This window comes from Bacteroidota bacterium, assembly GCA_020402865.1.
Taxonomy (GTDB): Bacteria; Bacteroidota; Bacteroidia; order Palsa-965; family Palsa-965.
In genome coordinates this window covers 31033-46849 of the sequence record JADBYT010000026.1, presented here as the reverse complement: position 1 = coordinate 46849, position 15817 = coordinate 31033, and the positions used below count along the sequence as shown (strand labels likewise).

Sequence of the window (15817 nt, the reverse complement as noted above, 5' to 3'; positions counted from 1 at the left end):
CTAATGTTTGTTTATTTCTGATTGACCATGAGCGAAAATCTCGACCCGAAAGAAGCACAGCAGGAAACACCTGCTACCGAAACCGTTGCCGAAAACGGACAAAAACCTGTGGAAATGCCTGAAACACCTGAAGCTACCGGCGATGCCGCGCGTATTGCAGAACTCGAACAGCAGGTGGCCACATTGAATGATAAATACCTGCGCCTGTACTCGGAGTTTGACAATTACCGCCGCCGTACGGCAAAGGAAAACCTCGAGCTCCGCAAAACGGCTGCCGAAGAAGTAATTAAAAAACTCCTGCCCGTGCTCGACGATTTCGACCGCGCCGTGCGCAACAACGCCACCGCCACCGATCTGGCTGCGGTAACCGAAGGCGTGCAGCTGGTGGCCGGGAAATTCCACCATGTACTTACCCAGCAGGGCCTCGAAGCCATGAACGCCGGCGGCCAGCCGTTTGATCCTGAGTTTCACGAAGCCATTACCGAAATTCCTGCCCCCGCCCCCGAACTCAAAGGCAAGGTGGTGGATGAGGTGGAAAAAGGCTACCTGCTGGGCGGAAAAGTAATCCGCTACGCCAAAGTGGTTGTAGGCAGCTAAGCGCGCAGTACTGATTTTTTTAGAACCAGTTTCCATGTCGAAACGTGATTATTATGATGTGCTCGGTGTAGGGCGAAAGGCCGATGCGGAGGAAATTAAAAAAGCCTACCGCAAACTGGCTATTAAATATCACCCCGATAAAAACGAGGGAGATAAAGCCGCCGAGGAAAAGTTTAAAGAAGCTGCCGAAGCCTACGAAGTGCTGAGTGATCCGCAAAAACGCCAGCGTTACGACCAGTTCGGGCATGCCGGCGTGGGCAGCAGTGCCGCCAGTGGCGGCGCCGGAGGCGGGTTCTCCATGGAAGACATCTTCAGCCAGTTTGGCGATATTTTCGGCAGCGGCTTTGGCGGTGGTTTTGGCGGTGGCGGTCGCGGCGGACGACGGGTGCAGAAAGGCTCTAACCTGCGGGTGAAAGTGAAACTCACACTCGAAGAAATTGCCACCGGCGCCGAGAAAAAACTCAAAGTAGCCAAACACGTTAGCTGCGACAAATGCGACGGTACCGGTGCGGCCAGCAAAACCGGCATCAGCACGTGTAACACCTGCCGCGGCACGGGCCAGGTAACCCGGCTTATGAATACCATGCTGGGGCAGATGCAAACCACCACCACCTGCCCCACCTGCAACGGCGAAGGACAAACCGTAACCGACAAATGCCGCAGCTGCCATGGCGACGGTGTGATGCGCGGCGAAGAAGTGATATCCGTGCGCATACCACCCGGTGTACACGACGGCATCCAGCTCAGCATGAACGGCAAAGGCAATGCAGCCCCGCGCGGCGGCGTGCCCGGCGACCTGATTATTGTAATTGAAGAAGCCGAACACCCGCACTTCAACCGCGACGGCAACCACCTCTACTACGAACACTACGTAAGCATTGCCGACGCTGCACTTGGCGCCACAATAGAAATCCCCACACTCGAAGGCAAAGCCCGCGTTAAAATAGACGCCGGCACACCTTCGGGCAAAGTAATCCGCCTCAAAGGCAAAGGCCTGCCCGACCTGAACGGCTACATCCGCGGCGATTTACGTGTAACACTTTTTGTGTGGACACCCACCAATCTTTCCTCGGAAGAAAAGAAAATCATGGAAAAACTCCGCGATTCGCCCAACTTCCAGCCCAAAGCCGGTAAGAAAGAAAAATCATTCTTCGACCGCATGAAAGAGATGTTTGACTAATCACACACAATCATCAATCACGAAAAGCCTGCGTTTGCGGGCTTTTCTTTTTTACACCTTGCACAGCGGCAACAAACTCCCACGCGAAACCACATAAGGCACACCACAAAAAACACTCCGGACTTATCAGGAGCAGCGCAGAAATAGTACTTTTAACCAACGCATCAGCAAGCACAAAGACAAAGCATGTCATCCTTTTTCACCACATTCAACAGAAACCGGTTTATCGGATATTGTGTTGTGCTGCTCTCTTTAGTGCCGTTGTTTTTCATAAACATCAAAACAAGCTGCGACTGGGGCGATGATTTTGCACAATATCTGCATCAGGCCAAAAATATAGTAACCGGACAATCGCAAAACGAAACCGGTTATATTTTCAACGAGAATAATCCCGACCTCGGCCCGCAGGCTTATCCGCCCGGCTTTCCGCTGTTGCTTGCCCCGCTTATCTATTTCAACGGACTTGATGTGGCAAGCTTGAATTTATACCTCACGATGTTCTGGGTATTGTGCTGCTTTACGGGGTTTCTTTTGTTGCGTACGTCATTATCTTTTGTGTCGGCATGGATAATCACAATTATACTTGCCTACAACCCTCTGCTTCTGCAGTTTAAAACCGAAATTGTTTCTGATCTGCCTTTTACGTTTCTCTCCATGCTGAGCATCTGGCTGATGCTTCAAAAACAAACGCTGTTAAAAAACATATTGATTGTGGTACTGATTGCGCTGGCTATTCATATACGCATGGCTGGTTTACCGCTATTATTTGTGTTTGTCCTTCACCGTTTTTTCCTTGATAAACACTGGCGCCAGTTTTCGTTCAAACTGCATCAGCACACTTTTATTGCGCTGCTGGCCGGCCTTGCAGTGTATTTCGCCATCGACACACTTTTCCCCACTGTGGTGAATTATAAACTTGCCGGCCAGCAGGCTGAATACTGGAAAATGGTGAACGACCATTTTTCCTACACCGTACACCAGCTATCGTGGATGTTCAGGTGGTATGACATGAAGGAATACTCGTCAATTGGTATTCTTACCTCCTCGTCGCTGTTGGTTTTCGCTATACTGGGCATGTGTTATACTTTTCAGAAAGACAGGAAATCAATTTTACTTATTTACACTGCAAGCTACCTGCTTATGATATTCCTGCATCGTTCGGGGCATCAGGGCATGCGCTTTATTTATCCGGTGCTGTTCATCCTGTTTTTGTTTGCCGCAATTGCGCTGCGTAAAAATCTGCAAAACCTTAACCTTACAAAAAACAAATGGATTGCCGTGATTGCCGGGGCGCTGATTCTGTTTTCATACAATTATGAAATTGAAAAAATAATAAAAACAGAAGCGGTTGTAATAGACGGGCCGCAAACGTCAGAGGCCGATTCATTGTTTCGTTACATCAATTCTACGTTGCCGGCAAAATGTATTGTGGCTTTTGATAAACCACGTGCGCTTGCACTTTATACACACGCGCATTCGTTTGCGCTCAGCCCGACAGCTTCCGATGAAGAAATAAAAAATGATCTTACGCGATTGAAAGCCGCATACTATTTAACCGGCAATTCGCTCAATACCGATCCCATCAGAAATTATCCTTTAAAAGATACGGCTGCATTTGAACAACTATTTCGCACCAGTCAGTTCAGGCTTTATCGCGTTAAGAATGCCCGGTAGTACATCTTCATAACTTTACTTATTGCAGTGTTGTTTTGCCTTTTTTGCATACCCGAAACCCGTTTTAAAATATTGGTAAATGTCTGCTGACATACTGTAGTCACACCCCAGTATAATCTTTGCAGTAAACAAAACCACTCACTATGAATTTTATTGAAGCCTTTACCCGCGAATTTGAAAAGGAATGCGCAACAACCCGCAAAATGCTGGCGCTGGTGCCTGCCGACAAAAACAACTGGGCACCGCATGAGAAGAGCATGAAATTGGGCAATCTGGCCAATCACGTAGCCGAACTTCCGGGCTGGATTACCATGAGTTTGCTTAATGATGGTCTTGATTTTGCGGTTTCTCCTTATGTACCGAATGTGTTTGACAGCAACAGTGAACTTATGCGGTTTGCTGAAGAGCAGATTGCCGAAGCAATGCAGGCCTTGCAAAACGGGAAAGACATTGATCTGACACAAATCTGGATTCTTCGCCATGGCGATATGGAATTGAGCAAAGGTGCAAAATGGGAAATGATGCGTATGAGCATGAGCCAGATTATTCATCACCGCGCGCAGCTTGGTGTGTATCTGCGTTTGCTGAATATTCCGCTTCCCGGCAGCTACGGGCCGAGCGCGGATGATACAGGCATGTAAACCAAAAACGGGTTTGAGGCAATTTGCTCAAACCCGTTTTGCAATTTTATACGTATGCGTTACTTCACTTCAAAGCGCAAACGCATGCCCTTTTTCGATTCGTTGAATGCGCCGTTGTTATAGACAAGGTGCCCGCTTACAAATGTTTTTTCCACGCGGCTGTGAAACGTGGTGCCTTCAAACGGCGACCAGCCGCATTTGTAGTGCAGGTTGCTTTTTTCCACTGTCCACGGGGCATTGAGGTTTACCAGCACCAGATCGGCCCAGTAGCCGGGGCGGATGTAGCCGCGTTTTTCGATGCGGAATAAATCGGCGGGGGCGTGGCACATTTTTTCGGCCACACGTTCGAGGCTGATGCGGCCGTTGCGCGCCGCTTCGAGCATGGCCACCAGCGTGTGCTGAATGAGCGGGCCGCCCGAAGGGGCTTTGGCATAAAGCTGCTCCTTTTCTTCAATGGTGTGCGGCGCGTGGTCGGTGGCAATTACGTCGATGCGGTTATCGAGCACAGCCTGCCAGATGGCTTCGCGGTCGGCCGCATCTTTAACGGCCGGATTCCATTTAATGTAGTTGCCTTTTGCATCATAATCTTCGGCCGAAAACCAGAGGTGATGCACACAGGCCTCTGAGGTGATATTTTTCTCGCGCAGCGGCTTGCTGTTGTCAAACAGGTCTAACTCTTCGGCGGTGGAAATGTGCAGTACATGCAGGCGTGTGCCGTATTTCTTTGCCCGCGCCACGGCTTTGGATGACGATGCATAACAGGCCTCGCGGCTGCGGATAAGCGGGTGATATTTTGAAGGAATATCATCGCCATACTTTTCCTTGTAAGCCGCCATGTTCTGCTTAATCATCGGATCATCTTCGGCATGCACAGCAATAAGCATTTTCACCTCACGGAAAATCCGTTCGAGTGCTTCTTCATTATCCACCAGCATATCGCCGGTTGATGAACCGAGGAAAATTTTCACGCCGCATACCGAAGCCGGATCGGTTTTCAGCAGTTCATCAATATTGGTATTGGTAGTGCCGATGTAAAACGAATAGTTGGCAAGCGATACATCGGCAGCTCGCTGATACTTCTGTTCAAGCAGCTCCTGCGTTACCGCCGATGGAACCGTATTCGGCATTTCCATATAAGAGGTAACGCCACCAGCCACGGCCGATTTTGCTTCGGTGTATAAATCGCCTTTATGTGTAAGCCCGGGTTCGCGGAAATGCACCTGATCGTCAATTACGCCCGGAAAAAGATGCAACCCGGCGGCATCAATCACCTCCGCACCATCTGCACTGAGCGGCGCTTCCGATACGGCTTCAATTTTCCCGTCGCGCACAAGCACATCGGCCACCACACTGCGGCCTTCGTTAACTACTGTTGCACGCTGTATGAGATACGTTGTATTCATGAATTTTGAACTTTTTACTTTATACTTTTTCGGTAGCTTCGATTCCCTCAAGCTTGCGGAGACTCAGCCACCTGCAAGCTCAGCCACCAGATACTGCAGTGTTAAAACTTCACCTGCAGCGTGAGTAGTTCTTCGCCGCGTTTTATCAGTACCGGCATGGTGCTTCCCTTTTCAAACTTCGCAAGGCAGGCCATGTAATCCATCATGTTGTTTACAGGTGTATCGCCAAGCTGGAGAATGATATCGCCTTTTTTGATTCCTGCATTTGCCGCCGGACGACCATCGGTCACTCCATCCACATGCACCCCTTTACCTTCCCACGCATAGTCGGGCATGATACCCATTGTCACTTTCATTTTCGGCGTGGCGGTCATGTTGCTTTTGGTGGCAAGGAACTGAAGTTTGGGCTTACTGTCGGTGAGGGCGATGATGTTGACAATGTATTCAAGCACCATTTTCTCGCCGGTGTAATTTACTTTGGCCGCATCATCGGTAGGTTTATGATAATCGCTGTGCTGGCCGGTGAAGAAATGCAGCACGGGAATATCTTTAAGGTAAAATGAAGTCTGATCACTGGGCCCGATTCCGGAGCTGTCCTGCTTAATGCGGAACACAGAGCGAAAACTGTTAATCATGGGCACCCAGTCGGGCGCAGTACCCACGCCGTAGATGATGAGTGATTTTGTGGAATCGTTCAAACGGCCAATCATATCCATGTTTATCATGTAATTCACCGTTTTGAGGTCGATGGTAGGATTTTCGCAAAACTTCTTTGAACCGATCAGGCCGAGTTCTTCGCCGGAGAAACAGATGAACAGGAAATTGTATTTCTCTTTCACGTTATTGCCTGTGTAATAGCGCGCCAGCTCAAGTACACCGGCTGTGCCCGATGCGTTATCATCAGCTCCGTTGTGAATTTTGCCGTCGGGATTTGCCTCCAGCGAGTTGTGATCATGCCCGAGGCCGAGGTGATCGTAATGCGCACCGATTACAATGGTGTAGGCAGCTCCGTTATCGAGAAAGCCAACCACGTTTTTGCCGCTGCGTTCTTTTACATTGGCAGTAGAAGTATCGTGCGGATTAGAGTTTTTGCGGAAGGTAAATGTCTGATAAAAGCCATCGGTGCCTTTGGGCTGCAAACCAATTTCCTTAAACTGCTTTGCAATATACTTTGCCGCTTTTTTCTCGCCCTTGCTGCCGGTGCCGCGCCCTTTAAGCTTATCGGCACTGAGATAGGTTACGTCTTTACGGATGCGCTCGGCGCTGATGTCCTGAGCAGACACAGCCACGGCAAAAAGCAGCGCGAAAATGGTGAGTGCGGTGTGTTTCATCATTCGGTGGTGTTAAATTATTCTACCCAGTCGGCAATAAATACATTCGTATCACGCGTTCCCCAGTTGCGGCGATTCGAGCAGAATACCAGTTTCTTTCCATCGGGCGAAAACATGGGGAATGAATTAAAAATGCTTTCGAACGTAATTTGTTCCATGCCGGTTCCGTCTTCGGCATTTACCATGTAAAGCTGAAAATCGTAGCCACGCTGTGATGCGTGATTGGAACTGAAAATAATTTTTTTCCCGGAGGGCGAGAAAAACGGCGCCCAGTTTGCCTTGCCCAGTTTGGTAATCTGCTTGAGATTTGAGCCATCGGCGTTGCAGGTATAAATTTCCATGTTGGTGGGTGCCACAAGGCCCTGGGCCAGCAGGTCTTTGTATTCTTTTATGTCTTCTTCCGACTGCGGGCGTGAAGCGCGGAACACAATTTTACTGCCGTCGGCCGAGAAAAATGCGCCACCATCGTAGCCCAGCCCGAAAGTAATTTGCTTCGGGTTACTGCCATCAATGTTCATGGTCCAGAGTTCGAGGTCGCCGCTGCGGGTAGAGGTGAAAAGGATTTTGTCGCCTTTGGGCGAGAGTACGGCTTCGGCATCGTAGCCCGGCTCATTGGTAAGTTGCTTTACGATATTGCCTTTGAGGTCGGCCACAAAAATATCGTAGCTGTCGTAAACCGGCCAGAGGTATTTGCCGCCCTGACGAAGGTTGGGCGAAGGCGGACAGGTTTTGCCGCCCACGTGTGTAGAGGCAAAGAGGATGTGCTTTCCATCAGGCATAAAATACGAACAGGTGGTGCGGCCGTCGCCATTGCTGATTTGCAGCGGCCTGTAGAGACTGTCCTTAGCAGCAGCCTTCACGTTCATGGCAAAAATCTGGTCGCAAGGAATGCCTTTGTTGCTCTGAAAGGTGAGCCATTTGCCATCGGGGCTGAAATAGGCTTCGGCATTATCACCGCCAAAGGTGAGTTGGCGCAAATTGCGCAGGTGCTTTTCCTGGGGGTTATCTATTGAAACTTTCGGCTTTTTGCCAGCGGTAAAAAGCACTGCCGGGATGAGCGCCAGCAGGGCAAACGCAAGTTTACGCATATTGAAAAGGTGATTGATGCGGCAAAGATAAGGCTCGTGCCGGAACAGGCGGGCTTAAAAATGCCTTAACTGATAAAACTCAGTGAATTCAGCCTTTGGCGGCTGGCCTGTAACTGCGGAAACGCATCTGAAGTACACCCAGAAAAGCTTCGCGGAAAATGCGGGTGCTCATTTTTGACACACCTTCCTGACGGTCGATAAACGTAATGGGCACCTCGGCAATGCGGAAACCCAGTTTGTAGGCGGTGTATTTCATTTCAATCTGAAATGCATAACCTACAAAGTGCACTGCGCTCAGGTCGATTGTTTCAAGCACACGACGTTTGTAGCATTTAAAGCCGGCTGTAGTATCGCTTACTCCCAGCCAAAGCACCATGCGTACATACACGGAAGCAAAGTACGACATGAGCAGGCGCCCCATGGGCCAGTTTTTCACCTTACCGCCTTTTACATAGCGCGACCCCACAGCCACATCGGCACCTCCTTGTGCACAGGCCCCGAAAAGACGGTTCAGATCGTCAGGATTATGCGAAAAATCGCAATCCATCTCAAAAATGTATTCGTAGCCTTTTGCCAGCGACCAGCGGAAACCGTGAATGTAGGCCGTGCCCAGACCGAGTTTGCCCTTGCGTTCCTCAATAAACAAACGTCCGTCGTATTCCAGCATCAGCCGCTTCACAATATCGGCCGTGCCGTCGGGCGAACCGTCGTCAACAATCAGCAAATGATAGCCTCCGTCGAGCCCCATCACTTTGCGGATCATTTTTTCAACGTTTTCCTTTTCGTTGTAAGTGGGAATTATGACAATGCGTTCAGGCAACTTGACAGCAATTTTGAATCAGCGAAGATAACAGACGAACCCATAACCTCCAACGGCTTTGGAAGTTTTAGGAAGAATCTCTGGCATAAATAATGCGAATGAAGCCAAAAAGAAACAGTAACTTGTATCAATGCGATTGATTTTTTGCCTTTTCGCCCTGCTTCCGGCCCTCATTCTCACTGCCCAGACCGATTCGCTGCGCCCGAAAACAGACTCAGTTACAAGTGTGGCGGCCGACAGCCTGAAGCCTGAAGCACCGAAACCTGCCGCAGCCGATACCTCTTACCAAGAAACCGGCATTGCAAGCTGGTACGGACAGAAATTCGAAGGCCGGTACACCAGCAGCGGCGAAATCTTCAGGGTTGACAGCCTCACGGCGGCCCATAAAAAGCTGCCGTTTGGCACACTGGTTAAGGTAACCAACCTCAAAAACGACTCGGTGGTAATTGTGAAAATTACCGACCGCCTGCCGCAAAACTCCAAACGTTGCATTGATTTAACACCACGGGCTGCACGGCAGCTCAATTTCCTGCGTGCCGGCCTCACACCCGTAAGGCTTGAAGTGGTGGGCACCGCCCCAATTTACAAAAAGAAAAAAGTGCCGGCAGCCAAACCAAAAACGGCAGCCAAACCGGCTGCCGCTCCTGCAAAGAAGTAAATGTATAGCCTTAGCCGCGCGGACGGGCATACGCCTGCACATCTTTGTCGGTAATGGTTTTGTCGCAGAGAATGAGAAGTCGTTCCATCACGTTGCGGAATTCGCGGATGTTGCCGGTCCAGTTTATTTTCTGAAGTTCTTTGATGGCCTCTTTGCTAATGGGTTTGGCCTGCGTGCCATGCTCATCGCTGATAAGTTTAAGGAAATGGTCGGCCAGCAGCGGAATATCGTCAATGCGTTCGTTGAGCGAGGGTACGTGAATGAGAATCACGCTGAGGCGGTGGTAAAGATCTTCGCGGAAATTGCCTTTAAGGATTTCCTGTTTAAGATCCTTGTTGGTGGCCGCCACCACGCGCACATTCACTTTAATTTCCTTGTCGCCGCCCACGCGGGTAATTTTATTTTCCTGCAATGCGCGGAGTACCTTGGCCTGCGCCGAAAGGCTCATGTCGCCGATCTCGTCAAGAAACAACGTGCCGCCTTCGGCCAGTTCAAACTTGCCTTTGCGCTGGGCCACAGCCGATGTAAATGCGCCTTTTTCGTGGCCAAACAATTCGCTTTCGATGAGTTCAGAGGGAATAGCGGCGCAGTTTACTTCAATAAGCGGTGCCCCTGCCCTGCTGCTTTTCTCGTGCAGCCACCGCGCCACAAGTTCCTTGCCCGTGCCGTTCTGGCCGGTAATGAGCACGCGCGCATCAGTGGGCGCCACACGCTCAATCATATCCTTGATTTCGGCAATGCCTTTCGACTCGCCGATCATATCAAACGTTTTCGAAATCTTCTTGCGCAGGGTGCGTGTTTCAGTAACCAGCTTCGATTTATCGAGCGCATTGCGCAGCGTTACCAGAAGGCGGTTCAGATCAAGCGGCTTCTGAATAAAGTCAAACGCACCTTTCTTCACCGCTTCCACTGCCGTTTCAATGTTGCCGTGGCCCGAAATCATAATTACAGGTGCATCCACCGCCGCTTCCATCAGCTTATCAAGCGCCTCCATGCCGTCCATCTTCGGCATCTTGATATCACAGAGAATAATATCAAACTTCTCTTTCTGGGCCATAGTAAGCCCTTCCAGCCCGTCGGCCGCTTCTTCTACCTTAAAATTTTCATACTCCAGAATTTCACGAAGTGTGCGGCGAATACTTTTTTCGTCGTCGATGATGAGAATACGGGCCATAGTTTGAATTGAATCGTGTAAAAATAACAAACGGCTGTAAACAACAGCTATCGTTTTTTGCCCCTTACTCACAATCTGCAACAAACAGCCAGCCTGACCTAACTATTTAGCCTCAAATAATTTAAAAAAAGCGGTTTAAGACTGTAACATCTAAAAAAAATGAAACGTCGCAGTTTCAAAACCGACCAAAATGCCACACCACCTTCGCCTTCTTTTTCTGCTGCTTTTACCCGTATCGGTCAGTGCCCAACACACCAGCATTTCTTTATCCGGACAAATCCATACACCCGACGGCAAACCGGCAGAAATGGCAGTCGTGATGCTGCTTGCCGCTTCAGACTCTTCGCTCGTAAAAGGCGATGTAACCGATGCCGCGGGAAGTTACGCCCTCGATGCGTTAATGCCGGGAAATTACCTGCTTACGGCTTCGCTTACCGGCTTTGCCAAATACTGGTCAGTACCGCTGGTTATTTCCGACGGGCAGGCATCCTTACGGCTTCCGCTGATTACACTTGCCACCTCAGCCGATCTGGGCCCTGTAACCGTAACGGCCGTGCAGCCGCTTTTCATTCAAAAGCCCGACATGCTGATCATGAACGTGGAAAACAGTCCGGTAAAAATGAGCGGCACTGTATATGACCTGATACAAAAAGTGCCCGGCGTGGTGGCTGATCAGAACGGCAATATCTCGCTAAAAGGCCGCAGCGGCGTGCAAATTTACATCGACGGAAAGCCCGCATACCTTGCCGGCGATCAGCTCAAACAATTTCTCGAAGCCATGCCCGCCACAGAAGTCATTCGCATCGAAATCATCTCAAACCCTTCGGCAAGATACGATGCCGAAGGCAGTGCCGGCATCCTGAACATTATTACACAAACCGGAAGCCGGCAGGGGTTTAACGGCCGCACATCACTTACCTGCGGGTACGGACGGCGGGCCAAATCAGGCGCAGGAATAGCCGTAAATTATGGTATGCCTAAAACGAATCTGTATGCCAGGTATCATTTCTCAAACTGGAACTCGCTCTCGCTTTACGACAGCCGCCGTGTAATTCAATTTAACGGCGAAAGAAATACATTTAACGGCAACGCTGACAACGATAACACAAACTTCTCAAACGCACTCATTCTTGGCGCTGATTTTACACCGGGCAAACGTACCTCCTTCGGTTTTCAGGCCAGAGGCAGCCTTTTTACCGCCGATAACAGGACAACCAACAATACCGACATTCAGCAATTGGTGCAGGATTCTGCCTACAAACTCTATCAGTTAAACAACACATTCGACGATCATCAGAACCTGCGCGGCGGTGTGTGGTTTAAACATACGCTCGATACACTTGGCCGCGAACTATCAATAAGCGGCGATGCAATTTTTCACCGCTACAACGGAAACGGGGATTACAACAGCCGCTATTTAAATTTCACCGGCTCCGAAATTTCAGCCCCTTTTATTCAACGCCACTTCACCGGAATGAATATGGCAATTTATGTCGGGCAAATTGACTACATACATCCGATTAACGAAAAATTCAAACTCGAAGCCGGTATGAAATCAAGCTCGGTAAAAACCGACAACTCGCTGGTATTTGATATCCTTCAAAACAACAGCTGGCAGAAAGACACCACACGCTCCAATAATTTTATTTACACGGAAAATATTCACGCCGCCTATTCCCAGTTTTATGCCGATTGGGGTAAACTACAGCTACAATTGGGCCTGCGCTACGAATACACCCAAACCGACGCTAATTCACCAACTACCGGTGAGCGGCAGACACGTAAGTATGGTAATCTTTTTCCAAGTATTTTTCTTACACATACCCTCAACGAAAAACACAACATCACCTATTCGCTTACCCGCCGTATCAACCGGCCTGAGTATGATGATCTGAATCCCTTCCGGATGTATCTCGACCAATACACTTACCGTGTGGGCAACCCGTTTCTACAACCCGAAACCTCATGGAACGGCGAAATCAGTCACAGTTTCAACGAATTTCTGTTCACATCAGTTGGCCTGAGTCATACCTTAAATGGCATATCCGAAGCTGCCGACAGAATGATTCACTGCTTACCATCATTTTAACCACCTCAAACCTCCAAACTATAAACAATGCCTATATGAGTATGAGTGCCGGACTACCCATTGCCAAATTCTGGATGGTGGAAGGCACCGTTTCGTTTAACTGGTTTTCTTTTCAGTCTGAGCTGTTTGGCGGAACACTTGATGTGGAAAGCAGCATGTGGAACTTCAATGTGCAGCAAACATTCGTATTACCATTTAACATCAAACTTCAGCTTTCAGGCTCACTCAGTACACCCATACAATACGGCACCTATTACGTAAAAACAAGGGGCGGAGTTAATGCAGGGCTCTCTACTTCTTTTCTGAAAAACAAACTCAGTCTTACCATAAATGCCAATGATATCTTCGTTACAAACTTTCCCCGTGCTTACTCTACATATATGAATCAGGACACCTTCATTGCCAGCCGCTATGAGAACAACTACGTGCTGGCACGTTTAACCTGGACATTTGGCAATGAAAAAGCAGCGCGGCGGTCATTGTATAAAGGCACAGCCGACGATATTCTGCAACGCGGGGGTTTATAAAAGGGCAGCCTGAAAGGAAAATCAAATGCAGGCAATGGCTATTTCTGTTGAATTGCGCCACCTGTACAATTTGAAAACCGTTAACATAATTTTTCTTTATTTAGCTGTAACATCTGTCAATCTTTGTGCGTCTCATGAAACAGCGGCCTGAGTGTAACTAACATGCGGCCGCTGATTCACGTTTTCCCAAACGCACACACATGAAATCAGTTTTCCTCCTATTATCACTGTGCTTTTTAAATGTACAGGCTTTTGGCGCCTTAAACGGCACTACACTTAAAGGGACAGTCCAAACCGCCGAACAGCAACCAGCCGAGTTTGCCGTAGTTACCCTGCTCAGTGCCAACGATTCATCACTTGTAAAAGGTGCTATTGTGGCTGCCGACGGGAGTTTTGCGATGGAAGGTATCGCACCGGGGAAATTTCTGCTCACTACAATGCTCACCGGCTATGCCAAAAACTGGTATGGCCCTTTTGAGGTGGAGGCGGCCACGCCCGAAATAAACATTCCGGCCATTACACTCAGTGCTGCAGTGAATATGAATGAAGTAACCGTAACTGCCATACAACCACTGTTTGTACAAAAGGCCGACATGCTGATCATGAATGTAGAGAACAGCCCAGTACGAATGAGCGGCACCGTGTTCGACCTGATTCAGAAAGTGCCGGGCGTTACCGTTAATCAAAACGGAGTGATTACCATGAAAGGACGCTCAGGGGTACAGGTATATGTAGATGGGAAACCCACTTATCTGGCTGGCGATCAGCTCAAACAGTTCCTCGAAAATATGCCCGCCGCCGATGTGTCGCGCGTGGAAATTATTACCAATCCTTCTTCAAAGTATGATGCCGAAGGGAACTCCGGCATACTTAATATTGTAACAAAAAAAGGGACTCAGCAAGGGTTGAACGGACGGGTTCGCGTAGGTACCGGATATGGCCGCGTACTTAAAGAGACTGCAGGCTTTTCCATGAATTACGGAATGCCCAAAGCAAACTTCTATGCCCGGTATGATTTTGCAAACTGGAACAGCTTAGATTCAACCTATATCAAACGCACTGTACCGTATGATAACGATGTAACATTGTTTGAACAAAACTCAGCCGAAAAGAACAAACCTTTTTCACATGCAATTACAACAGGTTTCGACTTCAAACCCAATGATGCAAATACTTTTGGCATCCAGTTAAGTACAAATCATTTCTTCGGAACCGACATTACAGACAACGTTACCAACATTTCATTAGAGAATCAGGACTCGGCTTTTGTATTGAAGCAGCTGAACAATATGTACGACAGAAACTTCAATTTACGCGGAGGTTTGTGGTACAATCATGTATTCGATACAACAGGTCGTGAACTTAATGTCAGTGCTGATATATTGGGATACAGGAATTACGGACATGCTGATTTCAACTCTCACTTTTATGGTAATTCGGGAAATGAAATCGGGTTACCTTTTTATCAGCAAAACCTGGCCGAAACCGATATTAACATTTACGTGGCGCAAGTTGATTACACACATCCGATTGGCAAAAAATATAAAATTGAAACCGGCCTGAAGAGTAGCTTTGTGGAAACCGATAACAATCTTTTATTTGATATTTATGATAACGGAAGCTGGAAAAACGACACGACCCGCTCAAACCGGTTTATTTATAAAGAGCAGATAAATGCGGCCTATGCGCAAGGTGCTGCCGATTTCGGGAAAACTCAAATCCAGGTCGGATTGCGGGTAGAACAAACTACTGCCGACGGACAATCGCCCACTACCGGACAAAATCTGAAGCGTACCTATACACAACTCTTTCCAAGCTTGTATTTTACCCATAAGTTTAATGACAAAAACACGGTTAACTTTTCCTACAACCGCCGCATTAACCGGCCGGATTACGAAAACCTGAATCCGTTCCTGTACTATCTCGATCAATTTACTTACCGTGTCGGTAATCCGTACCTCCAACCCGAAATTGCGCATACGGTTGAAGCCACACATAGTTTTATGGATTTCATTTTTACTACTGTAGGAGCAAGCAGAACGTTCGATGGCATAATGGATGTGACTGATCAAAATGATTCAACCGGTGCTACATTTCAAACTACCACAAACCTTAATCAGGTTACCAATGCCTGGGCAAATCTCGGGTTTGGTGTACCAATCGGTAAGTCGTGGATAATTGAAAATAATGTATCATGTGTTTATCTTGATTATCAATCACAGCTTTTTGGCGGAGTACTGAACAATCAAAGTGTAATGTGGAATTTTTACCAACAACATACTATTTCACTGCCAAACGAATGGAAAGTCCAGGTTTCAGGATTTCTACAAACCGGATTGTTGTATGGAATGTTTGAGGTTGAGCGTCAGGGTTATCTTGATATTGGTGTTTCAAAATCATTCTTCAATAAAAAACTCAATGCGAGTTTGAATGCAAGCGACATTCTCTATACTTCAAATACCCGTGTTCGGGTAAATTATCAGAATCAAAATGTATTTCTCATCAACAAACAGGAATCTCGTCGGGTGATGCTGCGGGTGAGCTATAATTTTGGCAATGCTAAAGCGGCTCGCAAAACACAATACAAGAGTGCATCGGAAGAAATTCAGAAACGTGCCGGAAAGAAAGACTGATC

13 protein-coding genes are annotated in these 15817 nt (G+C 48.2%); 8 read left to right on the top strand and 5 right to left on the bottom strand.

The features are described from left to right. Positions 1-27 precede the first annotated feature (27 nt). From grpE to IM638_16260, 4 genes are all read left to right on the top strand, one after another. Positions 28-597 (top strand): nucleotide exchange factor GrpE, encoded by a 570-nt coding sequence (gene grpE, locus IM638_16275; GenBank protein ID MCA6364591.1) that lies wholly within the window; start codon positions 28-30, stop codon positions 595-597. Positions 598-631: 34 nt separating this feature from the next. After that, a complete protein-coding gene (gene dnaJ, locus IM638_16270; protein ID MCA6364590.1) occupies positions 632-1777 on the top strand; it encodes a molecular chaperone DnaJ in 1146 nt (381 codons plus the stop codon). A 186-nt stretch (positions 1778-1963) separates the two neighbouring features. Further along, positions 1964-3451 (top strand): hypothetical protein, encoded by a 1488-nt coding sequence (locus IM638_16265; protein MCA6364589.1) that lies wholly within the window; start codon positions 1964-1966, stop codon positions 3449-3451. Between the two features lie 143 nt (positions 3452-3594). After that, positions 3595-4092, top strand: coding sequence for a DinB family protein (locus tag IM638_16260; protein MCA6364588.1), 498 nt, complete (start codon positions 3595-3597; stop codon positions 4090-4092). A gap of 59 nt (positions 4093-4151) precedes the next feature. Here IM638_16260 and IM638_16255 read toward each other — a convergent pair whose 3' ends face one another. The 4 genes from IM638_16255 to IM638_16240 form a co-directional block, all read right to left on the bottom strand. Continuing rightward, positions 4152-5495: a dihydroorotase gene (locus tag IM638_16255; GenBank protein MCA6364587.1), complete on the bottom strand. Its 1344-nt coding sequence runs from the start codon at positions 5493-5495 to the stop codon at positions 4152-4154. A 101-nt stretch (positions 5496-5596) separates the two neighbouring features. Next, a complete protein-coding gene (locus IM638_16250) occupies positions 5597-6826 on the bottom strand; it encodes a M20/M25/M40 family metallo-hydrolase (protein MCA6364586.1) in 1230 nt (409 codons plus the stop codon). Positions 6827-6843: 17 nt separating this feature from the next. Then, positions 6844-7914: a PD40 domain-containing protein gene (locus IM638_16245; GenBank protein ID MCA6364585.1), complete on the bottom strand. Its 1071-nt coding sequence runs from the start codon at positions 7912-7914 to the stop codon at positions 6844-6846. An 88-nt stretch (positions 7915-8002) separates the two neighbouring features. Beyond that, entirely contained in the window at positions 8003-8734 is a 732-nt protein-coding gene (locus IM638_16240; GenBank protein MCA6364584.1) for a polyprenol monophosphomannose synthase, read from the bottom strand. Between the two features lie 130 nt (positions 8735-8864). On the opposite strand from IM638_16240, the gene IM638_16235 reads away from it, so the two are divergent. Beyond that, complete coding sequence (locus IM638_16235; GenBank protein ID MCA6364583.1) at positions 8865-9392, top strand: septal ring lytic transglycosylase RlpA family protein; 528 nt, start codon at positions 8865-8867, stop codon at positions 9390-9392. Between the two features lie 10 nt (positions 9393-9402). Here IM638_16235 and IM638_16230 read toward each other — a convergent pair whose 3' ends face one another. Beyond that, the gene (locus IM638_16230) at positions 9403-10566 is read right to left on the bottom strand and encodes a sigma-54-dependent Fis family transcriptional regulator (GenBank protein ID MCA6364582.1); all 1164 of its coding nucleotides are present in this window, start codon (positions 10564-10566) and stop codon (positions 9403-9405) included. Between the two features lie 190 nt (positions 10567-10756). Between IM638_16230 and IM638_16225 the strand changes: the two genes are divergently transcribed. The 3 genes from IM638_16225 (at position 10757) to IM638_16215 (ending at position 15815) form a co-directional block, all read left to right on the top strand. After that, positions 10757-12655 carry a TonB-dependent receptor gene (locus IM638_16225; GenBank protein ID MCA6364581.1) on the top strand — a complete coding sequence of 633 codons (1899 nt, stop codon included), beginning with the start codon at positions 10757-10759 and terminating at the stop codon, positions 12653-12655. Between the two features lie 41 nt (positions 12656-12696). Next, positions 12697-13182: an outer membrane beta-barrel protein gene (locus tag IM638_16220; protein ID MCA6364580.1), complete on the top strand. Its 486-nt coding sequence runs from the start codon at positions 12697-12699 to the stop codon at positions 13180-13182. A 200-nt stretch (positions 13183-13382) separates the two neighbouring features. After that, positions 13383-15815 carry a TonB-dependent receptor gene (locus IM638_16215; GenBank protein ID MCA6364579.1) on the top strand — a complete coding sequence of 811 codons (2433 nt, stop codon included), beginning with the start codon at positions 13383-13385 and terminating at the stop codon, positions 15813-15815. Positions 15816-15817: the final 2 nt, after the last annotated feature.